The organism is Shewanella sp. 10N.286.54.B9 (genome assembly GCF_041468565.1).
Lineage (GTDB): Bacteria > Pseudomonadota > Gammaproteobacteria > Enterobacterales > Shewanellaceae > Shewanella.
Map to the genome: position 1 here is coordinate 989 of NZ_JBFRIY010000013.1, position 24,516 is coordinate 25,504.

The following is a 24,516-nucleotide window of genomic DNA, read 5'->3' on the forward strand; positions in this document are numbered from 1 at the left end:
CGCAAGTGGCTTTCGATATACGCCTGCATGGTCTATTTTGTTCCATACAAAATAAGACATTTCCTCCTTCCATGGCGGTCAGATGCAGAAGGTAGAGCGAAGCACGACTAAATAGTCTATTTTGTTCCATACAAAATGAGACATTCCCGCCATCCTTGGTAGTCAGATTTAGGAGGTACGAGACCAAGGATGGTCGAAGGTAGAATAATGCAGGAGCAATTATCGAGAGTAATGCATGGAGCGATTACCGAATGCTAGAGCCGAGAATAACTATTAGCTACAACCCACGTGCTTGTCTAAAGTGATTTAAATTCCCGCTGAATGGTCAACTCTTTAATGGAATTGGTATTAGCTGCATATTAATATAGCCCACTATTGATAAGATAGTGGGCTTTATACCAATCAGTATTATTTGTATCGGTGGGCAAGTTACTGCTTTACCGAGACCCAAACACTAGTGTTATGTTACTAACGTTTCGGCTGAAAATATAAGGTCTGCTTTAAGGTATTTTACGACGTAACATCGCAGTGAACCACAGTAAAAGTAGTGCGTAGCCAAGTGCACCACCGCTCGATTTCTCAGCGGGAGGATCGACAGGGGTAACGACTTGCTGGGCGGCAACGATGACACTGAATTGATCTGCAACACTAAACTCACCATCAGAGGCCGAGAGCGTTACGCTGTAACTGCCCGCTGCACTGAAGGTTACACTTAATGTATTATCCACAAGGCTAATTCCCTCAACACCTGACGCGGTTAGCGTTAGAGGCTGCTGTTCTGCATCGCTAAACACCTCGGATACATCAATATTGACGCTAACAGTGCCGTCAGACGACAGTTGAGCTTCAACATCGCTAAGTGGCTTTGCAACAGTCGGCGCCGTGTTTACTGGCACCTCGACAGGCGCGAGACCTGTCACTTTTATCAAGGTGCCACCGATATTGCGTACTAAGTTTGAGGTGGTGCCTAACTCAAGCAAGCCATAATAGACTTCACCTTCTTCAAGTGGCGTTACAGTTTGGCTATCATCTAGAAAACCGTTAACGCTCAGGGTTACGTCAAATACTTCATCTTGCGCAACGCTTGTTGGGGCATCAATATCAAAGCTGGCTTCGTTTGTGTAGTTAATATGGGTTAGCCGCACGGTGACATCGTCTGGCTCGTCTGCTGTTGTGCCTTCAAAGTTGTGTGCCAATATCCAGTAGTTACCTGTTCTCGGTGTTTCAATAACACATTTCTCGTTGGAATCGATTTCACCGCTTATACACACCAATGAGTAATACATCTCATAGGCGTCAGCTTTGCCGTCGTTGTTTTCATCGATACCGACATAGAGATCCATATCTGGCGAAGTTGAATCCGTTATCTCAACAACTAGGCGTTTGGTGTAAGGCTTAACAACCGTCGTGGTTGTGAACAGCACTTCTTGATTGTATGCCGGGCTATTACGTTCGACATCATTTGATGCGCCAATAGCTGTGCCGTTAGTGCTTGTCGATTTAAACAAACCAAAACCTTTGACTTGCAGGTCGTTGCTACCTGAGGTCTTAATGTCATTAAGTTCGATGACATTATCGACATTGTTTAGCTGCGCTGAAACCGTGTCGATGATCTCTCCGGCTTTAAAGCCAATAGTCGCCTGCAGATGGGTATCACTCATGCTGGCATCTGCATTGTGAAGATTAATGTAACCATGTACCCATTCATCAACGAGATCGACATTGGCAATGGCTTTAATCGTTAAGACTTGAGAGTCGCCTGCTTTAAGTGCAAATTGAGATGGTGTCACCTCAAATTCGAAGCCACTGTTTAAGTACTCATAACTGGCTGTCCAGCTGCTGTCTTGTGTTGCGGTGACAGTGCGGCTCCAAGTGCAGTTTGAAATACACTCGTTATTAACCATTGAACTCGTGTTTAAATCACCTGGGTTGCCTCCAATTTCAGGGTTAGCTGCTAGATACTCAGCTTTAGTGATGGCCATTAATAAGCCGGCTTTTAGCGCATTATTAATGCGAATACTGCCCGCCCCTTGAGTGAAGAAATCAGCGCGCTCTTTTACACCGTCATTGTCATCATCTTGGTAGGTTGTTTGAAAGGCCGTTGACATAATGGCTGATTGCGCTTCAGCTGGTGTCCACTGTGGATGCGCGGCTTTCAATAAGGCTAGCGCTCCAGCAACATGAGGGCTAGCCATTGATGTGCCCGACATCGACGTATATGCAATATGACCTGTTTGACCTTTAAATACCCTGTCTTCTGCATTGGCGGCATAGATATCAACACCTGGTGCGGCAATATCAGGTGCGAAAATATTGGGATAAGGTAGATTAGGGCCACGCGAGCTAAATACACCTGCAATATCGCCGAGTGTGTCATCGGTACTGGTGACACTGGCTTCTATTGTCGCTTGATGATTGCTACCGCTTGCTAGCCAATCAGTGAGTAATTGACCATCAGTATCATTTAAGTGAATAGCGGGCAGTACATGATTATCATCATTGACTGTGTCAGCTCCACCATCTAGATTGATTAGGATCATCCCACCAGCGCCGCCATCTCTTACGTTTATCCCTTTACGCACACGGGCATTGACGCCGCGTTCACACACAACGATCTCATCGCTATTGAAGGTGCCAGCGGCAAAGACCTGTTCACACATGGCGTCATCATAGTCTTTAGCTTGGACTATTTTACCGGTGAAGCCTTTGGTTATGCTGCGACCGAATAAGTCAGCAAGGGCTGTGTCACCGCCAGAAAATTGGGTTAGGCCTTTTTCATCAAAGCTCAGATTATGCGTATAAGCGGCAACAGTGGTCACCCACGGAGCATTACCGGGTGAGCCTAATGTGCTGGCCGTCGGGCCTGCGTTACCTGCCGCTGTGGCGACATGGATGCCGGCTTCACGGGCATTTAAAAATGCCTCAGTGCTCACAGAGCCCCACGGATCGCTGGCAGAACCACCGACGGAATAGTTAAGTACTTGGACACCATTTTCAATAGCATGTTCAAGGGCTTGGATCGTAAATTCAGGGTAGCAAGCACCGACGTCGTCACATACTTGATACGACACTAAATTGGCATGTGGCGCAACTCCGCTAATGGCTGGAAACTCAAAGGCGCTTTTCTCTGCAATAATATTGTCGTCATCTTCTTGAACTTCAAGATAGAAGCTGACGTCTTTAACAATGTTACCGGCGGTGGTGGAAGCAACGTGAGAGCCGTGGCCATGAAAGTCATAACCAACCTTGGCTTTATCAGCCAAATCGTCAAAGGATGAGTCATCAAGGTTATCGGCGGTACTGGCTCTGTGCTCGACAAGGTCTGGATAGCTGATGATGCCGATAAGTTTGTTATTACAAAATTTAGGATATTGCTGACAATCACCAAAATACTGATTTTCGCCCAGTGGGTTTTTATAAACATGACCATCATCGCCAACCGCTTTGAATGATGGGTGAGTAGCATTGATACCTGTATCCATAATGCCGACAATCACGCCTTCGCCTTTGGTACCAGGAATATCGTTAATGCCTTGCCAGACTTTTTTAGCGCCGATAAATTCAGGTCCGCTAGAGGTATGAATGAAGTGCATACCGACGGGCTCGACACTAAGCACATTAGCATCTTTTAAAATGATTTTAACTTCAGTTGCATTGAGCTTTACGGCTAATGCATTAGCAACTACTTGATATTGCTGTGTCGGTTTAAGTGTGCGGTTGATTTTGCCACTTAATCTTTGGGTAATTTGAGACTGTTTATTCTCTAGGTAGCGCTTATAAGTCACACTGGCTTGAGATTTGAGGTTTAATACTCCAGCAGCCGTTTTATTGGTTTGATTAGCCTTAATGCTGGTGGCGGTATACCCAGTTACCGAACCGTCATAGCTGGCGAGTGCACTGTCTTTTAGGCGCACAAAGTACAGCCCGTCCGTGCGTAGTTTATCGGCGCGTTCTAGTTTTAATTTTTCTTGGCCGGTATTGATGCTGTTAAGAGGTTTTCCTGAGTCTGCATGGCTGGTAAAAGCCAACATAGAAGTCAGCGCACTAAGAACCAAATATCTACTACTTGTTTTCATTTGATAACCTATTTTTGCTATATAGAGGGAAGACTCATTAGAGCCTTCCCTGCTGATGGATATGAAGAGATGCTTAACGGGTGTTAGGTGCGACGACGTAGCGCAATTAAACCTGCAAGTAGCAGAGACCAGATGCCTAAACTGCCGCCATCATCGCTATCAGCTTCAGGCTCAATGGATGCAATAACACTGAGGTTATGGCTGACTTGGTGCTGGCCATCAGATGCGGTAACCGTTAATTGATGGCTTCCCTCTGTATCTAGTTGGCCTGAAATTTCACTGCCAGAAATAGAGAGAGAGCTGAAACTTGAACCATCAACAGCATAGCTAAGAGGGTTGCCTTCGGCATCGGTAAATAGGCCGCCGATATTGAGTGTGAAGTTCGCTAATTCGCCCTGTTTAAAGGTCAGATTAGTGATAGAAAGTGCTGCTGCAACGTCTTCATTAACCTCAGGCGCAATGTCGTTAACGTCGGTTACCATGATGGTAATACTTTCCGTTTCTCCTATGCTATTGCCTTTTTGAGCGGTGATTTTTAATTCAAACTCTTGATTGTTTTCATAATCAATTGCCGCAGGGTTAGCCACATATAACTCATGGGTTTGCTGATTAATCGCAAATGGAGTACCCACTAAGGTGTTGCTGATATGCAGATAAAGCGCTGCATATTCTGTTGAGTCGTAAGTGAAGAAGCCTTGTGTGTCTAATTCAATCCTGCCAACGACAGTGCCCACTTCAACACCTTCAGCAACACTGAATACTTGGTTTGCATCCGCTTTTGCGATAAGTGAACCATCGCCATCGTCTAGAGAGTTGTAACCTAGCTGCATAAAGTCGTCGTTAACGCTAACGACCATAAAGCCTTTAGGTTTCGCTATTTGGCCAATCCCCGCTAGCTCAGATGCACCGACTGAAGCAATATAGATCTCTTCGCCCGGTTGCGCGGTGTAAGTCGGGGTGAATTCAAGATCCCCGATAGCCGCATCTTGCCCCGTAGCTGCAAAACCTATGTGTACCGTGCGATCATCGGCTGTGGTGCTGCATACAGTTCCGCCAGTCCATTCATCGAATCGGCAGGTTTCCATTTCGCTATAGTAGCCACTTTTAATGGGGTTAAATTGTGCTATAGCTTCATATTGTTCTGTACCAGTATGGCGATCGGTCTGGATATGAAAGCCAAAGTTTTGGTCAAAGTCTTCGACGCTATCGAGTTCATGATGGAACATATCTTCGAGACAAACCTGCGATACAACATTCTTGCCGTTATTGGCAAAAAACGCCGGTAATGATGATTCTTTATAGCGGCCGCTTGGATTGCTATAGTCATAGGGAACGTTGTAATCAATGACGTAAGTGGTTGGTTGGCCTTTGGCATTAAGCGCGACAAAAGGTTGGTTCACTTTTTGTGCGTCGTCCCATATGTTGGCGCCTTCAAAGCTCTCGTTCCAGCCATTTTCAAGTACCAGTGATTCTAAGAATAGATCGTAGGCAAATAACTGTGGTCCGCGCTCTTGATAGTTGGCAATCGCGACGTCTGCACGGTCAAATAGACTGACGGCGATATTGAGTTTTTTGCCGGTAACACTGCACATGGCATCGTCATAAACAGCGCCGGCTACGGCCTTGATTTTATGTCCTTTAATATTTTCTAATTCAGAGCGCACTTGGCTGTTTTGCAAGATCAACGGGTAGGCTTGGAAGCTGGTTTCTGTGGCTGAATCATTGATAAAGGTAGCCACATAACCTTGGTAAGAACCATTACCAAACTGATTATCCGGGTATAATTCTCTCCCCCAGGCTAGATGGTCCCATTCTGTCTTGGATATATCTGGATTCCAACCCAAATAGATGGGGAATTCAATGGCGTTGGGGCGTTTGGTGATAGTCGTATCGTGACGTGCCTTCACCATCCAGCCTAGATTAATTTCAGGCTTATCTTCAGAGTTGAGGCTAATGTAACCATTCAGTTCTGTCGCCTTTAGATTGACATCGCTGTGATCTGTTGTTCGTACCAGAGGCCATTGCGGCAGCTTTGCCGCGTCTACGATCATAGTGGCTGGGATAACCACACTTGAGTTAGCAGGTATGCTGACAGACTCTGGTAGATTTAACGTTAATGCTTGATGGGCCGTTTTGTCGCCAACCATCTTGAACGAGAGGGCGTAGGTTTGCGCGCTGTCAGAGAGGTTGCGCAGCGTAATATTTTTATTAATCGTCTTACTGCCAGCAATCTCGTGCATACCAAATTGAACATAAGGCTGATTCGAGCTGGTCTCCCAAGCGACTATTGGTGAGCTGATAGCTGCATCTACATTTTCAATACCGTGACCAATCGAGTAGATCTCAGCCGGTGTCATGCCGTCGCTTTCTAAAATGCTATCGATGTTGGCGGTATTGGCTAATAGCGCCTTAATCTCAACGGGACCAAAGTCTGGGTACTGACTCTTAATGACTGCAGCCGCTGCGGCTATTCTTGCCACAGCAGACATAGCCCCTGAACGAGTTCCGTATTTAGCGGCGGTTTCATCGGCATTAGAGATTTTTGCCACAGGTTGATCAGCAGTAAAGGTCACCACTTCTGGTTTTAAATTTTGTGAGCCACGGACTGGCCCCATGGCTGCCCAACTCGGAACGACCAGTGTCTCACCATCTTCGGCATAATCGACAGCACCCACGGTTATGGCAGAAGTCACGCTGCCTTCTGCGGAAATCCAATTACGATGTTTGGTATCAGCGTCACCGTAAAGTGAGTACTCGGCAAGGTCACCAGCATGAGTAATGACCGTCATGCCTTGTGCTGATACGCGGGCCAGTAACATCTGGATTAAACTGACGGAAGTATTGCCATCGATATCAAAAAATGCGCCAGCACCAGCCGCTTCTAATAGTGCGATATCGATACGATCACTGGTATCGCCATCTTGGTTAGGATCGAGTGCGTGTTCGAAAGCTTGCACTAATTTATCTAAGGTTGGCGCTGATGCCGTGATATAAGAGGGATCCCAGCTTGCGCCTGACACGTTAGAGATTTTATAGGCATGCAGGCTGGCTCCTGGCGCAAGCTGGTGGACAATACTGGCAAGCTCAGTTCCCATGCCTGTTGGGTACACCCAACCATTCCACGACTCGTAACTTAAGTTTTGATCGATTGGGTTGGCGTCGTTGCCGTAGTTCTCACTAGAGAAATCCCAGCCGCCAGCGATGACAGCTGTTGGAAAACCGCTGTACTCAATCGCACCGTTTTCCAAAGCCTCTAAATAACTACCTGCTGGAGGCGGAGTTTCTGGATCATCATTCTCGCCATACACACCTGAGCCGCCAAAAATAGGCAAAGTGTAATCGATGCCGGTAGACATTATCGCAACACTCACTCCAGCACCTGCAGAGTCGTTACCTGTATATGGCGTGAGTAAAGCCACCTCTTTCTCGGCTGTAGTCGATGCTGCTCGTGCAGTGTTCTGAAGACTATCTCTTTGCTTGACGCTTGAAGTATTGCTAGCACTGAAGACTCGCTCAATCGCTACAAGCGCTTTAATTTTTTGGAGTGAACTATTCTGCAGTTCAACATTGATCATATTGGCGACGAGTCCTGAGCGAGCAACAAGTGTCGCGTGTGGATCAATGGCCTTAATTTGGTTGAAAACTTGGTCTTGGAAGTGACTGACTTGAGCAAGGCGCTGCTTGTAGTTTTGGTTATTACCTTGGACTTCGGTAGCGGAGGGACTCGTTAAATACAGCGTATAAGTAGCACGTTCTTGTTGTTGAGTGCTTGTATATGCTGACAGTGATTCAGTCTGAGTATTCGCTTGTAGAGCACCCGACAGAATGGCGGTAGAGACGCATAATGCGAGTGTGCATTTATTAAACTTCATTTCCATTCCTTCTTATTATTAAATTGTAATGCCACCTGCAAAGTGGCCATTACAATTTAATAACCTGCAGCTAATGCAGGTACAATATGAAGGAACTCAAATATTAGCCGTATTTTGTTCTTTTAAGGTATTTTTAATGTCCGATAAACATCTATTTTTAATTTTATCAAATAGTTAATCGCATTCTAATTTTGATTTTCTACTAATGAATAACCAAAAATATCCGCCTCATTTGCGACTTTTAACGTGGCAAGAAACGACTGGTTATCCGCCGAGGAAAGGCCAAAAAATTTGCGGACAGAATTTGCTGGAAACTGCTTGATAATTTGAACCTCTGAGGTGTTTGTCACTGCAATACGTTCGATAATATCAAGCTTAGATTGCCGTGAAATATAATAGAGATAGCCTTGCTCATAATAGAACGAGCCAAAATCAAACTTCGCCAATTTATCGGTAACTTGTACGAGTTCACCTGTGACTTGGTCATAACGCCAGATGCCATTTTCGTTGAACTTGGACAGATAGATAACAGAACTTTTTTCGCCTTCAACGGCATAAACGGCATTATTTTGAATGATGCTCTCGAGCTCGCCTGAATTAACATGAAGCTTATAAATGCCGACTTGATCGTGACTAGAACCTTTAAAGTAAAGATACTCTCCGTCTTTAGACCAGCTGAGGTTATCGGCCTCTAGTCCATTGATGTCGATAGCACTAAAGTTTTCAGAGTTTATATCGCCTAAAAATAGTGAGGAGCGACCATTATCAGTGATGTTGACTGCAAAATCGGTATTGACGGGAGAGATAGCGGGTACGGTAACGTTGCCGAGATTTTTAGTTAAGTTTTTACTGCTGACTTGGTTATTTTTCCAAACAGACCATAGTTTGGAACGATTCGACATGAATAATATATCATCGTTAGTGGTTGAGTATCTGGCATACATATCTCGAGACGATGATGAAATACGTCTAATTATGCCGTCTCCGTTATAAGATTGCTGGGTAATATACTCTTTGGATATATGCTCAGTGATGTAGAGCTGGTCGTTGATATCTGATTGGGTGATACTGCTCGGTAAACTGGCGTTTCGAATAGGTGCTAACCTTGTGCCATCACTGCGAATACGTGAGATAATTGCGCTAGCACCATCGACGTTATTGACGTAAAAAAGATCGTTTTTGGTTGAATAATCAAAGTCGACAATGCTGGCGTTATTGGCGATTAGCGTTTTTACCTCACCATGTCTATTTTGTAGTATGAGGTTTGCTACTGTTGCCGTTCCACTCTCGCGTATATAGGCTATTTTACTATCAGCAGCTAGCCACTTTGGTGCATAATCGATCTCATTTCTGTTTGGGAAGGTAAGTTGTTTGCTGTGACCTGTGGTTAAGTTATAGCTGACTAGGGCGACACTGTCTTCATTTTGCTTAGCGTAAACTAAAAGGTCGTCATCCACACTAGACCAAGAAACTACGCGTTTGTATGGCAGATAAAAACAATCCGATGCGATAAGAGAATCAGTATTATTAACTAGGTTTCTGACTCTGACTTGGCACTCACCACTTTGATTAATGCGCACGTAGGCGAGCTTCTCATCTGAGACCGACCATGAAGGGGAGGCCTCTTCATTATTTTCAAAGGAGATAAGTGTCAGAGGTGCATCTACGCTAATAAGATCTTTAATATAGATCTTGCCAGTTAAGTTCTCTGTTCGCCACTGCATGGCAAGTTTAGTTCCATCATGTGACACACTAAGGTGCTCCTCAACACCTTCATAATTGGTCACCTTGATTTTACTCGTTTTGAAGATGTCTGTTGTCACCGCTGCAGGCTTGTTGGTTACCTCTTTAGCTGTACTTTGGAGGAAAAAGAATCCGATTATGCCGATAAAAAGCAGGCTAAGGGCGATGAGTACAATTTGCTTTTGGTTAATACTGCGCTTGGTTGTTGATGGTTCAGCGAGCTTAACTGTGAGTGTTAGCTGATAGCCTAATTTTGGTAAGGTATTAAAAACTTCATCTTCAACACCTAACTCTTTGAATGCTTTTCTGATCACCCAAATAGCATTGGTAAATCCCTTCTTGCCAACCGCTTCATTGCCTAGCCATAAGCTGTCAGTAGCTTGCTGGCGGGATACGATATTGTCTGGATTATTAATGAAGAGTAATAGTAGCTGGTAAACTTTTGATGATAGTTTTATGGATTGAGTCTGATAATTTAGCGACATAAGTTTGCAGTCCAACTCACACTCGCCGACTTGGTATTTAGCACTTGTCATTTAAAAAGTGAACCTATGACTATTGTAATTATTATTGAACTATCATAGGTGGATCACCCTGTATAACTCAATAGCTGAGAAAGAGGGTTTTAGCTGTTAATATTAAGCCTTTGTTTTATTTGGTTTTAAAAACGTTACAGTTTGTTTGGGTGGATGTATTTTTGTAAATGCTAATGTATAGGTCTTTTTTTGTATGGTTATTTTCTAGTATTTTGATTGTGACTATGGCTGCTATTTACTACAGAAACCAAGTATCGGTGGATAATGGCTTCTGTATTGGTAGTTAGAAAATATATGAGGTTAGGATTATTTCAATTCACTATTGCGAGCATTGATTAGTTGCACTTTGGGCGACTGAGCAGTTTAATAACGCCTCAGGACCTATACCTGCAAAACCTTTACCTAAAGCTACTTGGCCTGATATAAGATCGTGGTACCAGTCGATCCAAGGATATTGATAACCATACGCCGTTGCTGAGTGTAATATTAATTTGTCAGTTGGTGCTATTGGCGTATTGATGCCACGCTCTGGGTAAAATTGTTCTATCACCACATGTAACCACTCATGGGTCCAAACACCTGGATCGTTATTGAGGTATTCGGTGATTTTGTTTTTAACGCCCATCTCTTCAGGGTTGAACTTTACTGTGACATAGCCGGTTTTGTTGGTCTCTTCTGACATAGGTTCTAACCAGGCAAGGCCAAAGTAAGGGCTTTTAAAGCTACAATCTCGCTGCTGTTCGCGCCAAAAGAAAAATATGGTGTCGTATTCGCCAGGCTTTATATCTGTTAAGTGTGCTAAACCTTGTTCTGGCTCTAATGTGAACCATTGGTTTTTAGGATTGTAAGTTAACTCAGCTGGCTCGGTAAGATCTCGGCGATCAACTTGCCATTTTATGGTGTTGTAAGAAAAAGGCTCAACATGCTGCTTGAGGTTCTGTTTAAAGAATTCAAAGCCATCATCTAAATCAGTTTGACTGAAACTGGTGCTACATTTACCAAGCTCAGTTGTACCTTGGCTGGTTGGCACTCCAACAAACAGTGCTTTCCAGACTTTTGGTTTTACGAGGTTATTTTGATTTAGATTTACTGCTAGTGGCTTATCTTTATAAGTCACTTCACGCCTTAAATACTGCCTTTTTTCATCGGTACCTACCGAGATAATATGTTGACCGTCGTCAAGGTTGAGCATATTTGGCGTACTCAGCCCGGTATAAGCACCGTCTAAGTATATTTTGCCAGTATCCTCACTGGTAACTAGGGTATTGCCTTGGCTGCAATCGACAGTGGTTTGGCAGAGCTTATTGAGTATGCTGGCTTTACTGTCAGGCGAGAATTGTACACAAGCTATAAGTATTAAAGTTGAAATTTTTGTATTCACCAAAATCCCTTAAAATGGTTTCCTAAAAGAAAGGTGCTGCAATGTATCTGTTACAGCGAATTTTCATTCCCCTGCAGTTACTTCGCAGAATGAAATAAGCAAAGTCTTTGAAGAGTTATAGGCGAAATATAATGCTAATCATTCGCCAATTTTTGGGGGGAAGTTCAACATTGATACTGGACTGCTATGACAACTTTTTCTTCCTGAAATATAGTTGATTAGTCTCGAAAGCAAAGAGCAAGTGTATCAGGTAGTTCTACTTACTCTCTTTGCTCGAGGAATGCTGTGAATGCTCACTGCTTTTCTTCTCTACTCTTAATCTTTCAATGCGAAATAGATATCTGTAACCAGCTCGCTTTCTGAGACTTCTGGAAACAGATTGATGTATTGAAAAAATAGTGGGAAATCACTCAGAGATTCACCACTTTTAGGTAACCATTCACGATAAAATTGATAGATCTTGTCATCCATCTGTTGGTGAGATCCTAAGTGGCGGATCTTAGCGAAGCGACCACCTGGAATGGTCTTAGTCATAACGCCATCAACATTAGGTTGCACCTCTTTAGTAACTGAACCACAGATATCAAAGTGAAACTGCTCCGCCGGCACACTATTGGGGTCGTTATAAGGGATGCCAATAGTCTCACTTGATGCAATTGGAGACTCTTGACTAGCTTTGCGCCAAGTAATAAATTTTTGGATGGAATTATTTAAGTTGCTGGGCGCGCCATGGTGCTCAAAGACGGCAACCATGGTGGCTGTTCGTGTTGTTAATTCTACTTTCACAGAGTCATTCCTCGTTAGCTGTACCTTGTCATACTCGCTGCTCCATTGTTGCCAATTGGGAGTGAGTCGAAATTGAGACGGCGTTTGTTTAAAGGCTTTTTTAAATGCACGAGAGAAAGATTCAGAGTTTTCGAAACTAGCATCGAAAGCGATATTCGTTATGGGCTCATTCGTGTGAAAAACTAATTGGTATGATGCTCTTTTCAGGCGCATCATCGATATATATTTTCCAACGTTTAAGCCGGTGTATACCTGAAACTGCCGATGAAAATGGTACTTTGAAAATTGAGCTATTTGGCTCAGCTGCTCTACATCCAGTTTGTCATCTAAGTGCAGGGCTATATAGTCGCAAACCGTGACTATTTTTGCTGAATAGTGTTGCTTTTCCAGTGGGCTCAAATCAATCTCTCCTCAAGTGCACAGCTATTATTGCAGTGATGATTAAGCGATACCTGACCGAAATTGCTGCTAGAAAATATACTGACTAAAATCCACGGCGCTTCCAGAAAGCGCCGATTTTGTCATCTTCTTGGTTCATGTGAACTTTAAAGGTTTTCTCTGCAATGACCTTGCCCTTTAGCTCAAGTGTCATTCGCCATTTACCGACTTTGTTATGCTCAGGAGCCCAAATGGTATCACCTATATAGAACTTCCAATCGTTAGATTTTACGTAGACTTCGCCGTCAAATGGCGGGCGTATATCGCCGTTGTCATCTGGAATATTAGGATGGTAGATGCAGTAGCGTAGAACTTGATTCTTGGCTTTTTTAATTTGAGCGACAAAACCAAATTCAATATCGATTTCGGCTGGAACATGCACTGTAGCTTTAGTTAATTTTGGCAGTTCATCGCTATCTTCATCCCATTGGGTAAATATACCGCTGCGAATGATGGTGACATCAGGCTTGAGTTTAGACACAGGTTGCAGGTCTTCGTTTTATCTAGTTAGAGAGAAAACTAGGATACTTAAAATACTTCCTGTATGCATTCTATATTGGTTTAAGTTGAACGTGAATATTTCGATACAGTATAAAACACTGTTTGATTGGACATTATTAGTGAACAAGGTAATCTGAGGTGGTTTTTATACGAAGGGGCAGTCATTTGATGATGTTTCGGCAGTATGAGGGTGAATCCATCAATACTGTGGCTTATATCCATGCAAGTCCCTCAACTTTCAATATTGATTAATGATCAATTTACTCTGGGTAATGTCGACGATATGAATCTTGCAACGCTATTTTATGTTTATGATCCTATGTGCAGCTGGTGTTGGGGTTATAAGCCTACATGGACATTCTTGGAGGAGCAGCTTAAACAGCAGTTCCCGCAGCTTTCTATAGAATATCGATTGGGCGGGCTTGCAGCTGATACAGATGAACCTATGCCCGAAGAGATGGAAGAGTTTTTACAACAGACATGGCAACAGGTTTCACAGCAATTGGGCACAGAGTTTAATTTTGATTTTTGGGCAAAGTGCCAACCAAGACGTGCTACTTATCCTGCTTGTCGCGGTGTATTGTTGGCACGAGATAAAGGCTTGGAACAGCAGTTTTATCAAGCAGTGCAACAGGCGTATTATTTGGAGGCTAAGAATCCATCAGATGATGACACGCTAATCAGTATTGCAACTGAACTTGGTATGGATAGTTCTGCCTTTGCCTGCGCGTTAAACAGTGAGGATACTCAGCAACGTTTGCAGCAAGAGATTAATCAAACGCGTCGCTTGCCTATCCAAGGTTTTCCCTCGTTAGTGATGGCGTTAAATGGCGATCTGATATTAATTGAATTGGATTATAAAAATGCGCAAACAAGCTTTAAGCAGATAGAAAGCTTAATGCAAGAAGTGGTGCTCGATGCTTAACCCCATCGTTACTCTATGCAGCTTACTTGATGTTCTCTATTAATGGTGAGCGTTAAGACTTTCATATATTGGTTGTGAGTGACGTAGCCACAACGACCATTAATTTGTTGTCCAGAAGATAATCTTACTCGGTAGCTATATTCACCGTCAGCTTGTTCTGTGCTGTGGTGAATTCGCATGCTTTGTGATGGTTCAATACTGTCGAATACCAGATTGTTATTAGGCAGGCTAACTTCGACACGCGTTAGTAGTTGTCCTGACTCATTATTGATTTTGACGCTAGGCATAATAAAAAAGTAAGCGTGGTAGCCGATAAACAAGCACAGCGCAGTAAAAAGAGAAAATATAAGGGTGTTTCGCATAAAGCTCCTAAATGAATAGCAACATAATTTGATTATAGAAAACCGTTCAGCTTTAATTTACTCTGTTTATTATTGCTTTTGGTATTAGCCTCGATTAATGGTGATGTCAGAAATATAACCATGTTCTGTTGCTGTTAGCGCTTGCTTGAGCATTGTTGCCGCTTCGTCAGCACTCATAAAGCTATCGGTATTAAGGCTTTTGCCGCTGGTATCCCAAAAAGAGGTTGCCATACCGCCAGGGTATACAGCTATAAGTTTCATTGGCAGTCCTTTTAATTCAAGTCTTACCGACTCAACAAGACCGCGAACTGCCCATTTAGCGGCGCAATATGTCGACTCTTCTGCTTTGGCGATTTGCGCTGCAGTCGACATCACCATCACCACAGTAACAGGCTTATTTTTATAACGTTTTACAGCTTCACGTAACAGCATTATTGCTGAGGTGACATTGTTGTTGAGCAGATCTTTAATTGCGACAGCAGACTGTTGCTCAATAGCGCCAAAGTAGCCGCTGCCTGCACTATGAATGATCAGTGAAGGTGTGTGTGGCAGAGAATTAAACAGAGAGCTAACTGACTGCTCATCGGTTAAATCGCAACAGTAGGCATTTGCCTTGTCTTCAAGTGTTGCAGCGACTGCTTCTAAGCGCTGAGCATTGCGACCACTAATACAAACGGCTTGCTCTTGGCTATAGAGCTTTGCTAATGCGGCACCTAAGCCAGAGCTTGCGCCAGTGATCAGGATCATTGCGGTTTAACCTCTTAAAAATGTTATTCGATAACAAGAATAGCTTGTTCGAAATCAACTTGGTCGCCATCTTCAATGAGTAGCGTAGTTATGGTGCCACTTTTGTCAGCGGCAATGTTGTTCATCATGGTCATGGCTTCGATGACACACACTATGTCACCTTGCTTTACCTGTTGTCCTACAACCGACAGCGGCTTACCTGTATTTTTGTCATTGAGGTAAAGGATACCCACCATTGGCGACAACAGTTTGTGGATATCACTATCATCGATAATGCTACTGTCATTGCTTACGGTTGGAGTTGCGGTTGCCGCTGCAACACTGCTTGCCGGCGCCAAATAGGTTTGCGAGCCAGCTTGCATCGGTACAGGGCTGTGGCGACAAATACGCACAGACTCTTCACCCTCCTTGATCTCTAGTTCGGCAATATCCGACTCTTGAACCAGTTCTATTAACTTCTTTATTTTACGAATATCCATATTGACTGGCTGACCTTATTTCTGTTTTGTAGCGTTCAGTTGGGTGATCACTGATTGCAGCGCAAATTGATATCCCTGAGCACCTAGGCCGCAGATAACTCCAACTGCTTTGTCTGAAAAGTAGGAATGATGACGAAAAGGCTCACGGCTATGGACATTAGATAAGTGTACTTCAATAAACGGAATTGCAACGCCTAACAATGCGTCACGCAGTGCCACACTGGTATGAGTTAATGCCGCTGGGTTAATAATGACAAAGTCGGCATCTGTGCTGTGAATCGCCTCAATTAACAGGTGCTCAGCATTTGATTGGATATGCTCGAGTTGTAGATTGGCATCTGCAGCTTGCTGCTTTAAGCCATTAACAATTTGCTCAAGGGTGTGATGGCCATAATGGCCAGGCTCTCGGCGACCGAGCAGGTTCAAATTAGGACCATTAACGAGTAATACTTTTGCTTGGCTGCTCATGAAAAATTCCCTTGGATAAATCGTTTAAGATGAACTAATTTCAACAAAAAATCACCCTGTTGTCGAACTCAGAATTTGATAGTTAATTAATAACCGCTTTTGTTCTGTCTTAGGGCTTTGGTTGCCCCTTTCTGTTTTTTTGCATCGACTCTACGTCGTTGACTGCCTTTAGTGGGCTTGGTGGCGATGCGTTTCTTTTGCACTGCCGATACACTGGCGACCAAGGCGATAAACTGCTCAAGCGCAGTTTGACGATTAAAGTCTTGGCTGCGACTTTGTTGGCACTTAATGATGATTTTGCCACTCTTAGTGATGCGGTGATCAGCTTTGGCGAGCAGACGTGCTTGGTAAAACTCAGGCAAAGAGGAGTTTTTTATATCAAAGATAAGCTGGGCAGCAGTCGACACTTTATTAAGGTGCTGGCCTCCTGCGCCACTTGAACGGATAAATTGCCATTCCAGTTCGCTATCTTGAATCGAAACTGAGTTGGATATTTTGATTAATGCCAATGAATAATGCCCACTGTATAAGGTTCATTTCAAGACAAAGCCGATACTGCTAAGCTTGATGAAGGTCAATGTTAACAGACTTTAAGCTAAAATAAGGGCTTAAGCCGCTTTTCCTTCAACATTGATTTGCTATCATCAAGCAATTATCGATTCGACTTTCTGCATTAAAGTATAGCGTTATGGGGTCTAAATATGCTGTGTAAAATTCCGGATATCACTAAAGGCGTCATTAGTTTATTTGCCAGTGGTCGTTTGTCGACCGAAGATTATGGCCACATCCTGCAGCCGATGATTGAAAAATACCAAGATAACACCGGTAAGGTGTGTCTATATGTAGAGGCAGATGTGTTGCTCGAAGGTTGGGAGCATCAGTCGTTAGCGGGCAGCGGTGAGGTGCAACTACCTAATTTTGAAGCCTTAGTGCTTGTTGGTGGACCCGATTGGTTTGGTAATGCGGTTAAGTTGCTTGGGCCCTTTATGCAAGGTGAGGTGGCTTGGTTTCCGTTAGAGCAGAAACAACAAGCAATTGATTGGATTGCAGAGCGCACCTAACGCTATATTTTTGGGTATACTAGTGGCAATTAGCTTGCCAATATATAAAAGGATTATTAGATGTCTCTATCAAAAATTTCAGCTGCTAGCTTAGCACTAGTGCTTACTTTAGGCATGACAGCTTGCGCGCCAGAAGTGGGTAGTGAAGCCTGGTGTAAACAGATGAGTGACAAGCCGTCAGGTGATTGGAGTACCAACGAAGCTGCTGATTACGCTAAGCATTGTGTTTTTAAGTAATACCCAATAATAGACAATGTTAGAGTTGCGACTGAGTTCACTAAGTGCGATTTAAAAGTTGCTCTAAGTGAACTTTAGGCTACTATCCTAGTCTTATTGGCTACAGCTATATGTTTCATTTGATTTATTAAGGTGTCATTTGCGTTTATTTGCTCCCCAAAACCTTCTAAAGATGGCAACAGTGCTTATCGCTATTGTGCTGCTGCAGTTTGCAGGCGGCAACCTTGGCGCGCACCAATTGCATTTAGGAGATCACGAAGAGGAGAGTGAATCACACCCGCATATCCAGTTTACAGCTGATATCACCACCTTTGCTCAGTGTATCGGTGACTGCACTTGTCCTCTTGAACAGCAACAGAACGAACAAGCTGACCCGATAAAACATGAACATACTATTGCTAAAACGGAATCGCAGAATTTCGATCTGTGTCTAGATTGTCCCTGTCATGGTGGTCATGTTACCGCTATGGCTATTGAATCAATTTCCCCCTCAGTGCCTGTCGGCGATCTAGTTGTTAGTGTCGACAAACAATATCTTCCTCCAGTTCAACTGCGAGATTACCGCCCCCCAATCGCTTAATCCTAACAGTATTAGTGTCTCTACAGTCTTTGCTGAGCTTGCATCTTGATGATGTTTAGCTGCTGCACTGTTGTATGAGATCTTTGCTGAATCTTTAGTTTCTAATGAGTATGAATAAGCCGCAAGTGAGTTGTTGCTGCGACTGCTGTGCAGTTAACAGTAAGTGCTTATCCATACTGCTCCATAAAGATTGATACAGGCTGTCAAAGACCACGGTGTCTTAGGCAATCTGTATGACATTCGGCCGAAACACGGTTTTGATTAACGTACCGATGAGTTTGTGTTCTCTATGCATACTTAATAGGGCGTTAGTGGAAACGTGTTGCCGGATAGATAGGATCCGCGATGAAAAAAACCATGATCGCCACTGTTTTGCTCGGCTACTTGGCCAGTAATGCTATTACTTCACAGGTAATAGCAGCAGAAACAGACTTAATGGCAGTAGTACCTTCAATAGCGTTAAGCGCATCCAATTCTGGTGCCGCACAGTTTAATGACTGGTTACCAGAAGTGATGCTGCGTTTTAACACGCTTCCAGAAATCCAAGTGCAAAATGCACGTCGTCAGCAAGCTGAATTAAGTATTCAGGCGGCTGACAAAGCTGTTTATAACCCTGAATTGGGTGTGAGCTATCAAGCAAATGACTCTGAAGAGTCGGACGACACTTATAGCCTCGACATCAGTCAAACCATAGACTGGGGCGATAAACGCGGTGCTGCCACACGTATGGCACAGCTTCAAAGTGAAATACTACTGTCTGATATGACGCTAGAGCGCAGCCAAATGTTGGCTGAGCGCCTACAGGCATTGGTCAGCCAAGCTCAAGCTAAAAAGGCGTTGCAGTTTCAACAGCAACAATTTGAGCGCGCTAAAGCGCAATTGGATATAGCACGTCAACGCTTGGAGGTCGGTGATATCTCCACTGTTGAACTGCAGTTAATGCAACTTGAACTTGCCAACAATGCTGCTGATTCTGCCATCGCAGAGCAGGCATCAATTGCCGCCGATGGTGCAGTACTTGGCTTGTTTGGCGATATTGAGCTGCCATTTTCAGGCTTTCTGAATGCGCTTAGTCCCCAAGCTAGCCAGCCTGAGGTTTCCCCTGAACTACCCGCGCTAAAAAGTGCTTATCAGCAGGTGTTGATTGCCAAAGTCGCTGCCAAGCAAGCCAAAGCTGATAATGCCGCTGACCCAACGATTAGTTTAAGTGCTGAGCGAGAAGGTGAAGACAACAAAGTCGGTGTCGGTGTTTCTATTCCATTGCAATTTAGAAACAACTACAGCGAAGTTATCGCTGTGGCGAATGAAGAGATTGCTATCGCAGAACAAACTTACCTCGCCAGAGAGCGGGTGTTATTACAGCAACAGAAGCAGTTTAGCCTGAGCTTACCTAGGTTAAAGCAGCGCTATCAGGATTGGCATGAGTTAGTGCTTACTTCTGGTGGTGAGGCCGCTAAGAGCTTAGCTCAGCAATGGAAAACCGGTGACATCAACACCAGTGATTACCTGCAAAGCCAAAGGCAAATGAGCAGCAGTTATCTTGCTGGACTCACGTTGGAATCTGCTCTGTATGAGAGCTGGTTAACGTGGATGGGAGCAAGTGGTCAACTTGAGTCTTACCTCAATAGTCAACTTGCACAAGCCGCGCGCTCTCAAACTAAGTAAGGGTTAGATAATGAAAAATATTACAACAGACACCATCAAAATTAATCGCATCAATTCGGCAGAATATATGAATACCTCAACGCATAATGATCCTCAAAAAGTCGTCTTCGGATTTAACGCAATCACTCGAGCCATGAGTTTTGGTTTGATCATGGCATTGAGTAGTGCATTAGTGATGCCTATCGTCGCGAATGCGGGTGAAGGGCATGACCATACGCAGGAGCTGCCAGCTAAATCAGTGGTGACAGAGGATGATGGTCATGGTCATGGCGCTGTTACAGAAACAGAAGAGGATCATGGACTCGATGCGCTAACGTTGACGGCAGAGCAGCGGGAGTTAGCAGGGATCAAGGTGGTGAATTTAACCGAACAGAACTTCAGTTTAGAGGCCGTCGCCACGGCAACTCTGGTGGTTGATCGCGACCGCACTATCACGATAGCGCCACAAGTCGATGTGCGAGTACAAAAACGCAATGTCGTGCCGGGTCAGGAAGTGAAGCAGGGTGATGTGTTGCTGACTCTTGGTGGCGTTGCTGTTGCACAAGCACAAGCTGATTACATTAATGCAGAGGCTGAGTGGAGCCGAGTCCAGCGTATGAGCAAAAGTGCTGTCAGTGCTAGCCGCCGACTGCAAGCACAAGTTGATGCAGAGCTTAAGCGCGCCACGTTAGAAGCGATGAAGATGACACCCAAGCAAATTAAAGCGTTGGCTTCAAACCCTGAGAATATCGGTAGTTACCAATTACTCGCGCCAATTACCGGCCGCGTTCAACAAGATTTGGCCATGCTGGGACAAGTTATTCCCGCAGGTACTGCACTGATGCAACTCACCGATGAATCACATCTTTGGGTACAAGCAGAGTTAACGCCTACTCAAGCTGAGAAAGTCAGTATTGGTAGTAAGGCGATTGTTAAGGTCGGTAATAAAAGTTTAGAAGCTAAGATTATTGGCCGTTCCCATGAGCTCGACAGTGTTACCCGTACCGAGCAGATTCTGGTGAGTTTCGAAAATGCAGGTCATGTACTGCACGCAGGCCAGTTTGCTGAGCTATATCTACCTGATGCCCAGCAAGGCGGGGTGATTTTACCTGATGCAGCACTCACAAGAGGAGGAGATGGTGACTGGCAGGTGTTTATCGAAGATGAAGATGGTTTTGAAGCACAAGAGGTTGAAGTGGTTGAGCGTCAACGCGGTATGAACTTGGTTCGCGGTTTGGCTGCAGGCTCAAAAGTAGTGGTTTCAGGTGCATTCTTCTTAGCTTCCGAGCAAGCTAAATCTGGCTTTGATATTCACAATCACTAGGAGGCGAACGCTATGTTACAGAAATTAATAGACGCTGCGATCCGCAATCGTCTGATGGTGGTACTTGCGCTTATCGGAGCCTTAGTTGCCAGTGCTGCTATGCTGCCAAAACTTAACCTAGATGCATTTCCTGATGTAACTAATGTGCAAGTGACGGTTAACACTGCTGCGGAAGGACTTGCCGCTGAAGAGGTTGAGAAACTCATTAGTTATCCGGTTGAATCAGCCATGTACGCGCTGCCATCGGTGACAGAGGTGCGTTCACTCTCGCGTACCGGTTTGTCGATTGTCACTGTGGTATTTGCTGAGGGAACGGATATCTATTTTGCTCGCCAACAGGTGTTTGAGCAGTTACAAGCAGCCAGAGAGATGATCCCAGACGGAGTCGGCGTGCCTGAAATCGGCCCTAACACTTCTGGTTTAGGGCAGATTTATCAGTATATTTTACGGGCTGAACCCGGCTCTAATGTTGATGCATCGGAGTTAAGAAGCCTTAATGACTATTTGGTTAAGCTCATCATGATGCCTGTTGGCGGCGTGACAGAGGTGCTGTCGTTTGGTGGCGAAGTGCGTCAGTACCAAGTAAAAATCGATCCAAATAAGATGCGTAGTTATGGTTTGTCGATGGAGCAAGTCACTAGCGCATTAGAGAGTAACAACCGCAACGCAGGCGGTTGGTTTATGGATCAAGGCCAAGAGCAACTCGTGGTGAGGGGTTATGGTTTACTACCTGCAGGCGATGCGGGTTTAAAAGCGATTACCCAAATCCCACTTACAGAAGTTAGCGGTACACCAGTAAGGGTGAGTGATATTGCTAAGGTCGAGTATGGCAGTGAGATCCGCGTCGGTGCGGTAACCATGACCCGCCGTGACGATGCCGGTAATAAGCAAGTGTTAGGCGAAGTTGTTGCTGGTGTGGTGCTTAAGCGGATGGGTGCAAACACTAAAGCCACCATTGATGACATCAGTGCTCGCACTGCTCTAATTGAGCAAGCTCTACCGGATGGCGTGTCGTTTGAGGTGTTTTATGACCAAGCGGATCTCGTTGATAAAGCGGTAGAGACGGTACGTGATGCCTTGTTGATGGCATTTGTGTTTATTGTGGTGATCTTAGCGCTGTTTTTGGTCAATATCCGTGCGACCATGTTGGTGTTACTGTCTATTCCAGTGTCGATTGGCTTGGCACTGATGGTGATGTCTTACTTTGGTATGTCAGCAAACTTAATGTCACTTGGCGGTTTGGCGGTGGCGATTGGCATGTTGGTGGATGGCTCAGTGGTGATGGTTGAGAATATCTTTAAGCACCTGACTCAGCCCGATAGGCGCCACTTGGCAGCGGCTCAAACTCGCGCTTCAGGTGAGGTAGACCCTTATCATGCCGATGAAGACGGTATCGATGCAACTGGCCGCAGTGGTATCGCGATGCGGGTAATGTTGGCGGCAAAGGAGGTATGCAGTCCTATCTTCTTTGCGACCGCAATTATCATTGTGGTGTTTGCGCCGTTATTTGCCCTAGAGGGGGTCGAAGGTAAGCTGTTTCAGCCGATGGCGGTCAGTATCATACTTGCGATGATCTCTGCGTTGTTAGTGGCACTTATTGCGGTTCCTGCGTTAGCGGTCTACCTGTTTAAACGTGGTGTAACGCTTAGAGAAAGTGCCGTCCTCAAACCGATTGAAGCTGGCTATCGCAAACTGCTGACGGCCACAATGGCAAAACCGAAAGTGGTGCTAATCACTGCTTTAGTGATGTTTGCCATGAGTATGGCTTTACTGCCAAAGCTTGGCACTGAATTCGTACCAGAGCTGGAAGAGGGCACGATTAACCTGCGGGTCACTTTAGCACCAACTGCGAGTTTAGGTACCTCTTTAGATGTTGCTCCTAAACTCGAAGCTATGTTGCTTGAGTTTCCTGAAGTCGACTATGCACTTAGCCGTATAGGCGCTCCTGAGTTAGGCGGCGATCCTGAACCGGTAAGTAATATCGAGATCTATATTGGTCTTAAGCCGATAGATGAGTGGCAGCACGCCGAAACTCGTCTAGAGCTACAGCGTAAAATGGAGCAGAGACTCAGTATCTATCCGGGTTTATTGTTTACTTTCTCTCAACCGATTGCGACCCGAGTCGATGAGCTACTGTCTGGCGTCAAAGCCCAACTGGCCATTAAGATCTTTGGTCCCGACTTAGATGTATTATCTGAGCGAGGCCAAGTGTTAACGGAGTTAGTGACAAATATCCCTGGCGCTGTTGATGTGTCATTGGAGCAGGTGAGTGGTGAAGCGCAGCTCGTGGTGCGCCCTAAGCGTGATCTGTTAGCGCGGTATGGGATCAGTGTCGATACTGTTATGAGCTTGGTCAGCCAGGGTGTTGGTGGAGTTAGTGCTGGGCAAGTGATTGATGGCAATGCGCGTTACGATATCAATGTACGTTTGGCCGAAGAGTACCGCAGCGCACCAGATGCATTGCGTGACTTGCTTTTGACTGGTGCCAATGGCGCGACGGTGCGTTTAGGTGAAGTAGCCGATGTGGTTATCGAGATGGCGCCTCCTAATATTCGCCGAGATGATGTCCAGCGCCGGGTGGTGGTACAGGCTAATGTCGCGGGGCGTGATATGGGTTCTGTGGTCAACGATATCTATGCCGTGGTTCCCCAAGCTGAATTACCACCAGGCTACACTGTGGTGGTTGGTGGTCAATATGAGAACCAGCAACGGGCGCAACAAAAGTTAATGTTGGTGGTTCCTATCTCCATCGCATTGATTGCGCTGCTACTGTACTTCTCGTTTGGTTCAATAAAGCAGGTCGGGCTGATTATGGCCAACGTGCCGTTAGCACTGATTGGCGGTGTGGTTGCCTTGTATGTCAGTGGCACCTATCTTTCAGTGCCTAGTTCGATTGGCTTTATCACCCTGTTTGGGGTCGCGGTACTCAATGGTGTGGTATTGGTGGATTCGATAAATCAACGCCGTGCAAGCGTTAAGAGAGAGTCTAATGCGTCGCTGTATGATGCGGTTTATGAGGGAACAGTGGGGCGTTTGCGTCCAGTGTTAATGACGGCGCTGACCTCTGCATTAGGACTGATACCTATCCTTATTTCATCGGGTGTCGGCAGTGAAATTCAACAGCCGTTAGCGGTGGTGATCATTGGTGGTCTGTTTAGTTCAACCGCACTGACTTTACTTGTGCTGCCAACATTATATCGCTGGTTATATCAAGATACTGCTAAAAAGGGCATAAGTCAGGATTTTGAAGCTTTAGATTAAAGGAAACATCAAGCTCTATACACGCAGTGACTAGGGCGTAATAGATTGTCTTTAGCTGGATAGCTAGAGGAGGTTGCAATGAGAGGGCTCGGCTT

18 protein-coding genes are annotated in these 24,516 nt (G+C 44.8%); 7 read left to right on the top strand and 11 right to left on the bottom strand.

The genetic code is table 11. The features are described 5' to 3' along the window. Positions 1-500 precede the first annotated feature (500 nt). The 6 genes from AB4135_RS03905 to AB4135_RS03930 form a co-directional block, all read right to left on the bottom strand. Positions 501-4,076 (bottom strand): S8 family serine peptidase, encoded by a 3,576-nt coding sequence (locus tag AB4135_RS03905; RefSeq protein ID WP_371990479.1) that lies wholly within the window; start codon positions 4,074-4,076, stop codon positions 501-503. Positions 4,077-4,159: 83 nt separating this feature from the next. After that, the gene (locus AB4135_RS03910; RefSeq protein ID WP_371990481.1) at positions 4,160-7,948 is read right to left on the bottom strand and encodes a S8 family serine peptidase; all 3,789 of its coding nucleotides are present in this window, start codon (positions 7,946-7,948) and stop codon (positions 4,160-4,162) included. Positions 7,949-8,133: 185 nt separating this feature from the next. Beyond that, a complete protein-coding gene (locus AB4135_RS03915) occupies positions 8,134-10,227 on the bottom strand; it encodes a winged helix-turn-helix domain-containing protein (protein WP_371990483.1) in 2,094 nt (697 codons plus the stop codon). A gap of 319 nt (positions 10,228-10,546) precedes the next feature. After that, positions 10,547-11,608, bottom strand: coding sequence for a hypothetical protein (locus AB4135_RS03920; RefSeq protein WP_371990484.1), 1,062 nt, complete (start codon positions 11,606-11,608; stop codon positions 10,547-10,549). A 315-nt stretch (positions 11,609-11,923) separates the two neighbouring features. Next, positions 11,924-12,793, bottom strand: a complete 870-nt coding sequence (locus tag AB4135_RS03925) for a GyrI-like domain-containing protein (protein WP_371990486.1) — start codon at positions 12,791-12,793, stop codon at positions 11,924-11,926. Between the two features lie 85 nt (positions 12,794-12,878). Further along, entirely contained in the window at positions 12,879-13,313 is a 435-nt protein-coding gene (locus AB4135_RS03930; protein ID WP_371990488.1) for a DUF3859 domain-containing protein, read from the bottom strand. A 240-nt stretch (positions 13,314-13,553) separates the two neighbouring features. Between AB4135_RS03930 and AB4135_RS03935 the strand changes: the two genes are divergently transcribed. Further along, on the top strand, positions 13,554-14,258 hold the full coding sequence (locus tag AB4135_RS03935) for a DsbA family protein (RefSeq protein ID WP_371990490.1): 705 nt from the start codon (positions 13,554-13,556) through the stop codon (positions 14,256-14,258). 8 nt (positions 14,259-14,266) lie between these two features. Here the strand turns inward: AB4135_RS03935 and AB4135_RS03940 are convergent, their stop codons facing one another. The 5 genes from AB4135_RS03940 to arfB all read right to left on the bottom strand — a co-directional run bounded on the left by AB4135_RS03940 (position 14,267) and on the right by arfB (position 16,823). Further along, entirely contained in the window at positions 14,267-14,620 is a 354-nt protein-coding gene (locus AB4135_RS03940; protein ID WP_371990492.1) for a hypothetical protein, read from the bottom strand. A gap of 84 nt (positions 14,621-14,704) precedes the next feature. Continuing rightward, positions 14,705-15,367: an SDR family NAD(P)-dependent oxidoreductase gene (locus AB4135_RS03945; protein WP_371990494.1), complete on the bottom strand. Its 663-nt coding sequence runs from the start codon at positions 15,365-15,367 to the stop codon at positions 14,705-14,707. 23 nt (positions 15,368-15,390) lie between these two features. Beyond that, positions 15,391-15,846 (bottom strand): acetyl-CoA carboxylase biotin carboxyl carrier protein, encoded by a 456-nt coding sequence (accB, locus tag AB4135_RS03950; protein WP_371990495.1) that lies wholly within the window; start codon positions 15,844-15,846, stop codon positions 15,391-15,393. A gap of 15 nt (positions 15,847-15,861) precedes the next feature. Further along, a complete protein-coding gene (gene aroQ, locus AB4135_RS03955) occupies positions 15,862-16,314 on the bottom strand; it encodes a type II 3-dehydroquinate dehydratase (RefSeq protein ID WP_371990497.1) in 453 nt (150 codons plus the stop codon). 86 nt (positions 16,315-16,400) lie between these two features. Continuing rightward, positions 16,401-16,823, bottom strand: coding sequence for an alternative ribosome rescue aminoacyl-tRNA hydrolase ArfB (arfB, locus tag AB4135_RS03960; protein ID WP_371990499.1), 423 nt, complete (start codon positions 16,821-16,823; stop codon positions 16,401-16,403). 192 nt (positions 16,824-17,015) lie between these two features. On the opposite strand from arfB, the gene AB4135_RS03965 reads away from it, so the two are divergent. The 6 genes from AB4135_RS03965 to AB4135_RS03990 all read left to right on the top strand — a co-directional run bounded on the left by AB4135_RS03965 (position 17,016) and on the right by AB4135_RS03990 (position 24,421). After that, positions 17,016-17,375: an STAS/SEC14 domain-containing protein gene (locus tag AB4135_RS03965; protein ID WP_371990501.1), complete on the top strand. Its 360-nt coding sequence runs from the start codon at positions 17,016-17,018 to the stop codon at positions 17,373-17,375. Positions 17,376-17,435: 60 nt separating this feature from the next. Beyond that, the gene (locus tag AB4135_RS03970; protein WP_371990503.1) at positions 17,436-17,612 is read left to right on the top strand and encodes a DUF3012 domain-containing protein; all 177 of its coding nucleotides are present in this window, start codon (positions 17,436-17,438) and stop codon (positions 17,610-17,612) included. A gap of 172 nt (positions 17,613-17,784) precedes the next feature. Beyond that, positions 17,785-18,192 (top strand): hypothetical protein, encoded by a 408-nt coding sequence (locus AB4135_RS03975; protein ID WP_371990554.1) that lies wholly within the window; start codon positions 17,785-17,787, stop codon positions 18,190-18,192. 345 nt (positions 18,193-18,537) lie between these two features. Beyond that, the gene (locus AB4135_RS03980; protein WP_371990505.1) at positions 18,538-19,857 is read left to right on the top strand and encodes a TolC family protein; all 1,320 of its coding nucleotides are present in this window, start codon (positions 18,538-18,540) and stop codon (positions 19,855-19,857) included. Between the two features lie 67 nt (positions 19,858-19,924). After that, positions 19,925-21,160 (top strand): efflux RND transporter periplasmic adaptor subunit, encoded by a 1,236-nt coding sequence (locus AB4135_RS03985; protein WP_371990555.1) that lies wholly within the window; start codon positions 19,925-19,927, stop codon positions 21,158-21,160. A 12-nt stretch (positions 21,161-21,172) separates the two neighbouring features. Further along, positions 21,173-24,421 carry an efflux RND transporter permease subunit gene (locus AB4135_RS03990; protein ID WP_371990507.1) on the top strand — a complete coding sequence of 1,083 codons (3,249 nt, stop codon included), beginning with the start codon at positions 21,173-21,175 and terminating at the stop codon, positions 24,419-24,421. The last annotated feature ends 95 nt before the right edge of the window (positions 24,422-24,516 follow it).

Excerpts from the sequence above, each read along its gene's own strand:
- AB4135_RS03905 (WP_371990479.1), bottom strand. The coding sequence starts at position 4,076 with ATGAAAACAAGTAGTAGATATTTGGTTCTTAGTGCGCTGACTTCTATG.
- AB4135_RS03910 (WP_371990481.1), bottom strand. The coding sequence starts at position 7,948 with ATGAAGTTTAATAAATGCACACTCGCATTATGCGTCTCTACCGCCATT.
- AB4135_RS03915 (WP_371990483.1), bottom strand. The coding sequence starts at position 10,227 with ATGACAAGTGCTAAATACCAAGTCGGCGAGTGTGAGTTGGACTGCAAA.
- AB4135_RS03935 (WP_371990490.1), top strand. The coding sequence starts at position 13,554 with ATGCAAGTCCCTCAACTTTCAATATTGATTAATGATCAATTTACTCTG.
- AB4135_RS03940 (WP_371990492.1), bottom strand. The coding sequence starts at position 14,620 with ATGCGAAACACCCTTATATTTTCTCTTTTTACTGCGCTGTGCTTGTTT.
- AB4135_RS03945 (WP_371990494.1), bottom strand. The coding sequence starts at position 15,367 with ATGATCCTGATCACTGGCGCAAGCTCTGGCTTAGGTGCCGCATTAGCA.
- accB (WP_371990495.1), bottom strand. The coding sequence starts at position 15,846 with ATGGATATTCGTAAAATAAAGAAGTTAATAGAACTGGTTCAAGAGTCG.
- aroQ (WP_371990497.1), bottom strand. The coding sequence starts at position 16,314 with ATGAGCAGCCAAGCAAAAGTATTACTCGTTAATGGTCCTAATTTGAAC.
- AB4135_RS03965 (WP_371990501.1), top strand. The coding sequence starts at position 17,016 with ATGCTGTGTAAAATTCCGGATATCACTAAAGGCGTCATTAGTTTATTT.
- AB4135_RS03970 (WP_371990503.1), top strand. The coding sequence starts at position 17,436 with ATGTCTCTATCAAAAATTTCAGCTGCTAGCTTAGCACTAGTGCTTACT.
- AB4135_RS03975 (WP_371990554.1), top strand. The coding sequence starts at position 17,785 with ATGGCAACAGTGCTTATCGCTATTGTGCTGCTGCAGTTTGCAGGCGGC.
- AB4135_RS03980 (WP_371990505.1), top strand. The coding sequence starts at position 18,538 with ATGAAAAAAACCATGATCGCCACTGTTTTGCTCGGCTACTTGGCCAGT.
- AB4135_RS03985 (WP_371990555.1), top strand. The coding sequence starts at position 19,925 with ATGAATACCTCAACGCATAATGATCCTCAAAAAGTCGTCTTCGGATTT.
- AB4135_RS03990 (WP_371990507.1), top strand. The coding sequence starts at position 21,173 with ATGTTACAGAAATTAATAGACGCTGCGATCCGCAATCGTCTGATGGTG.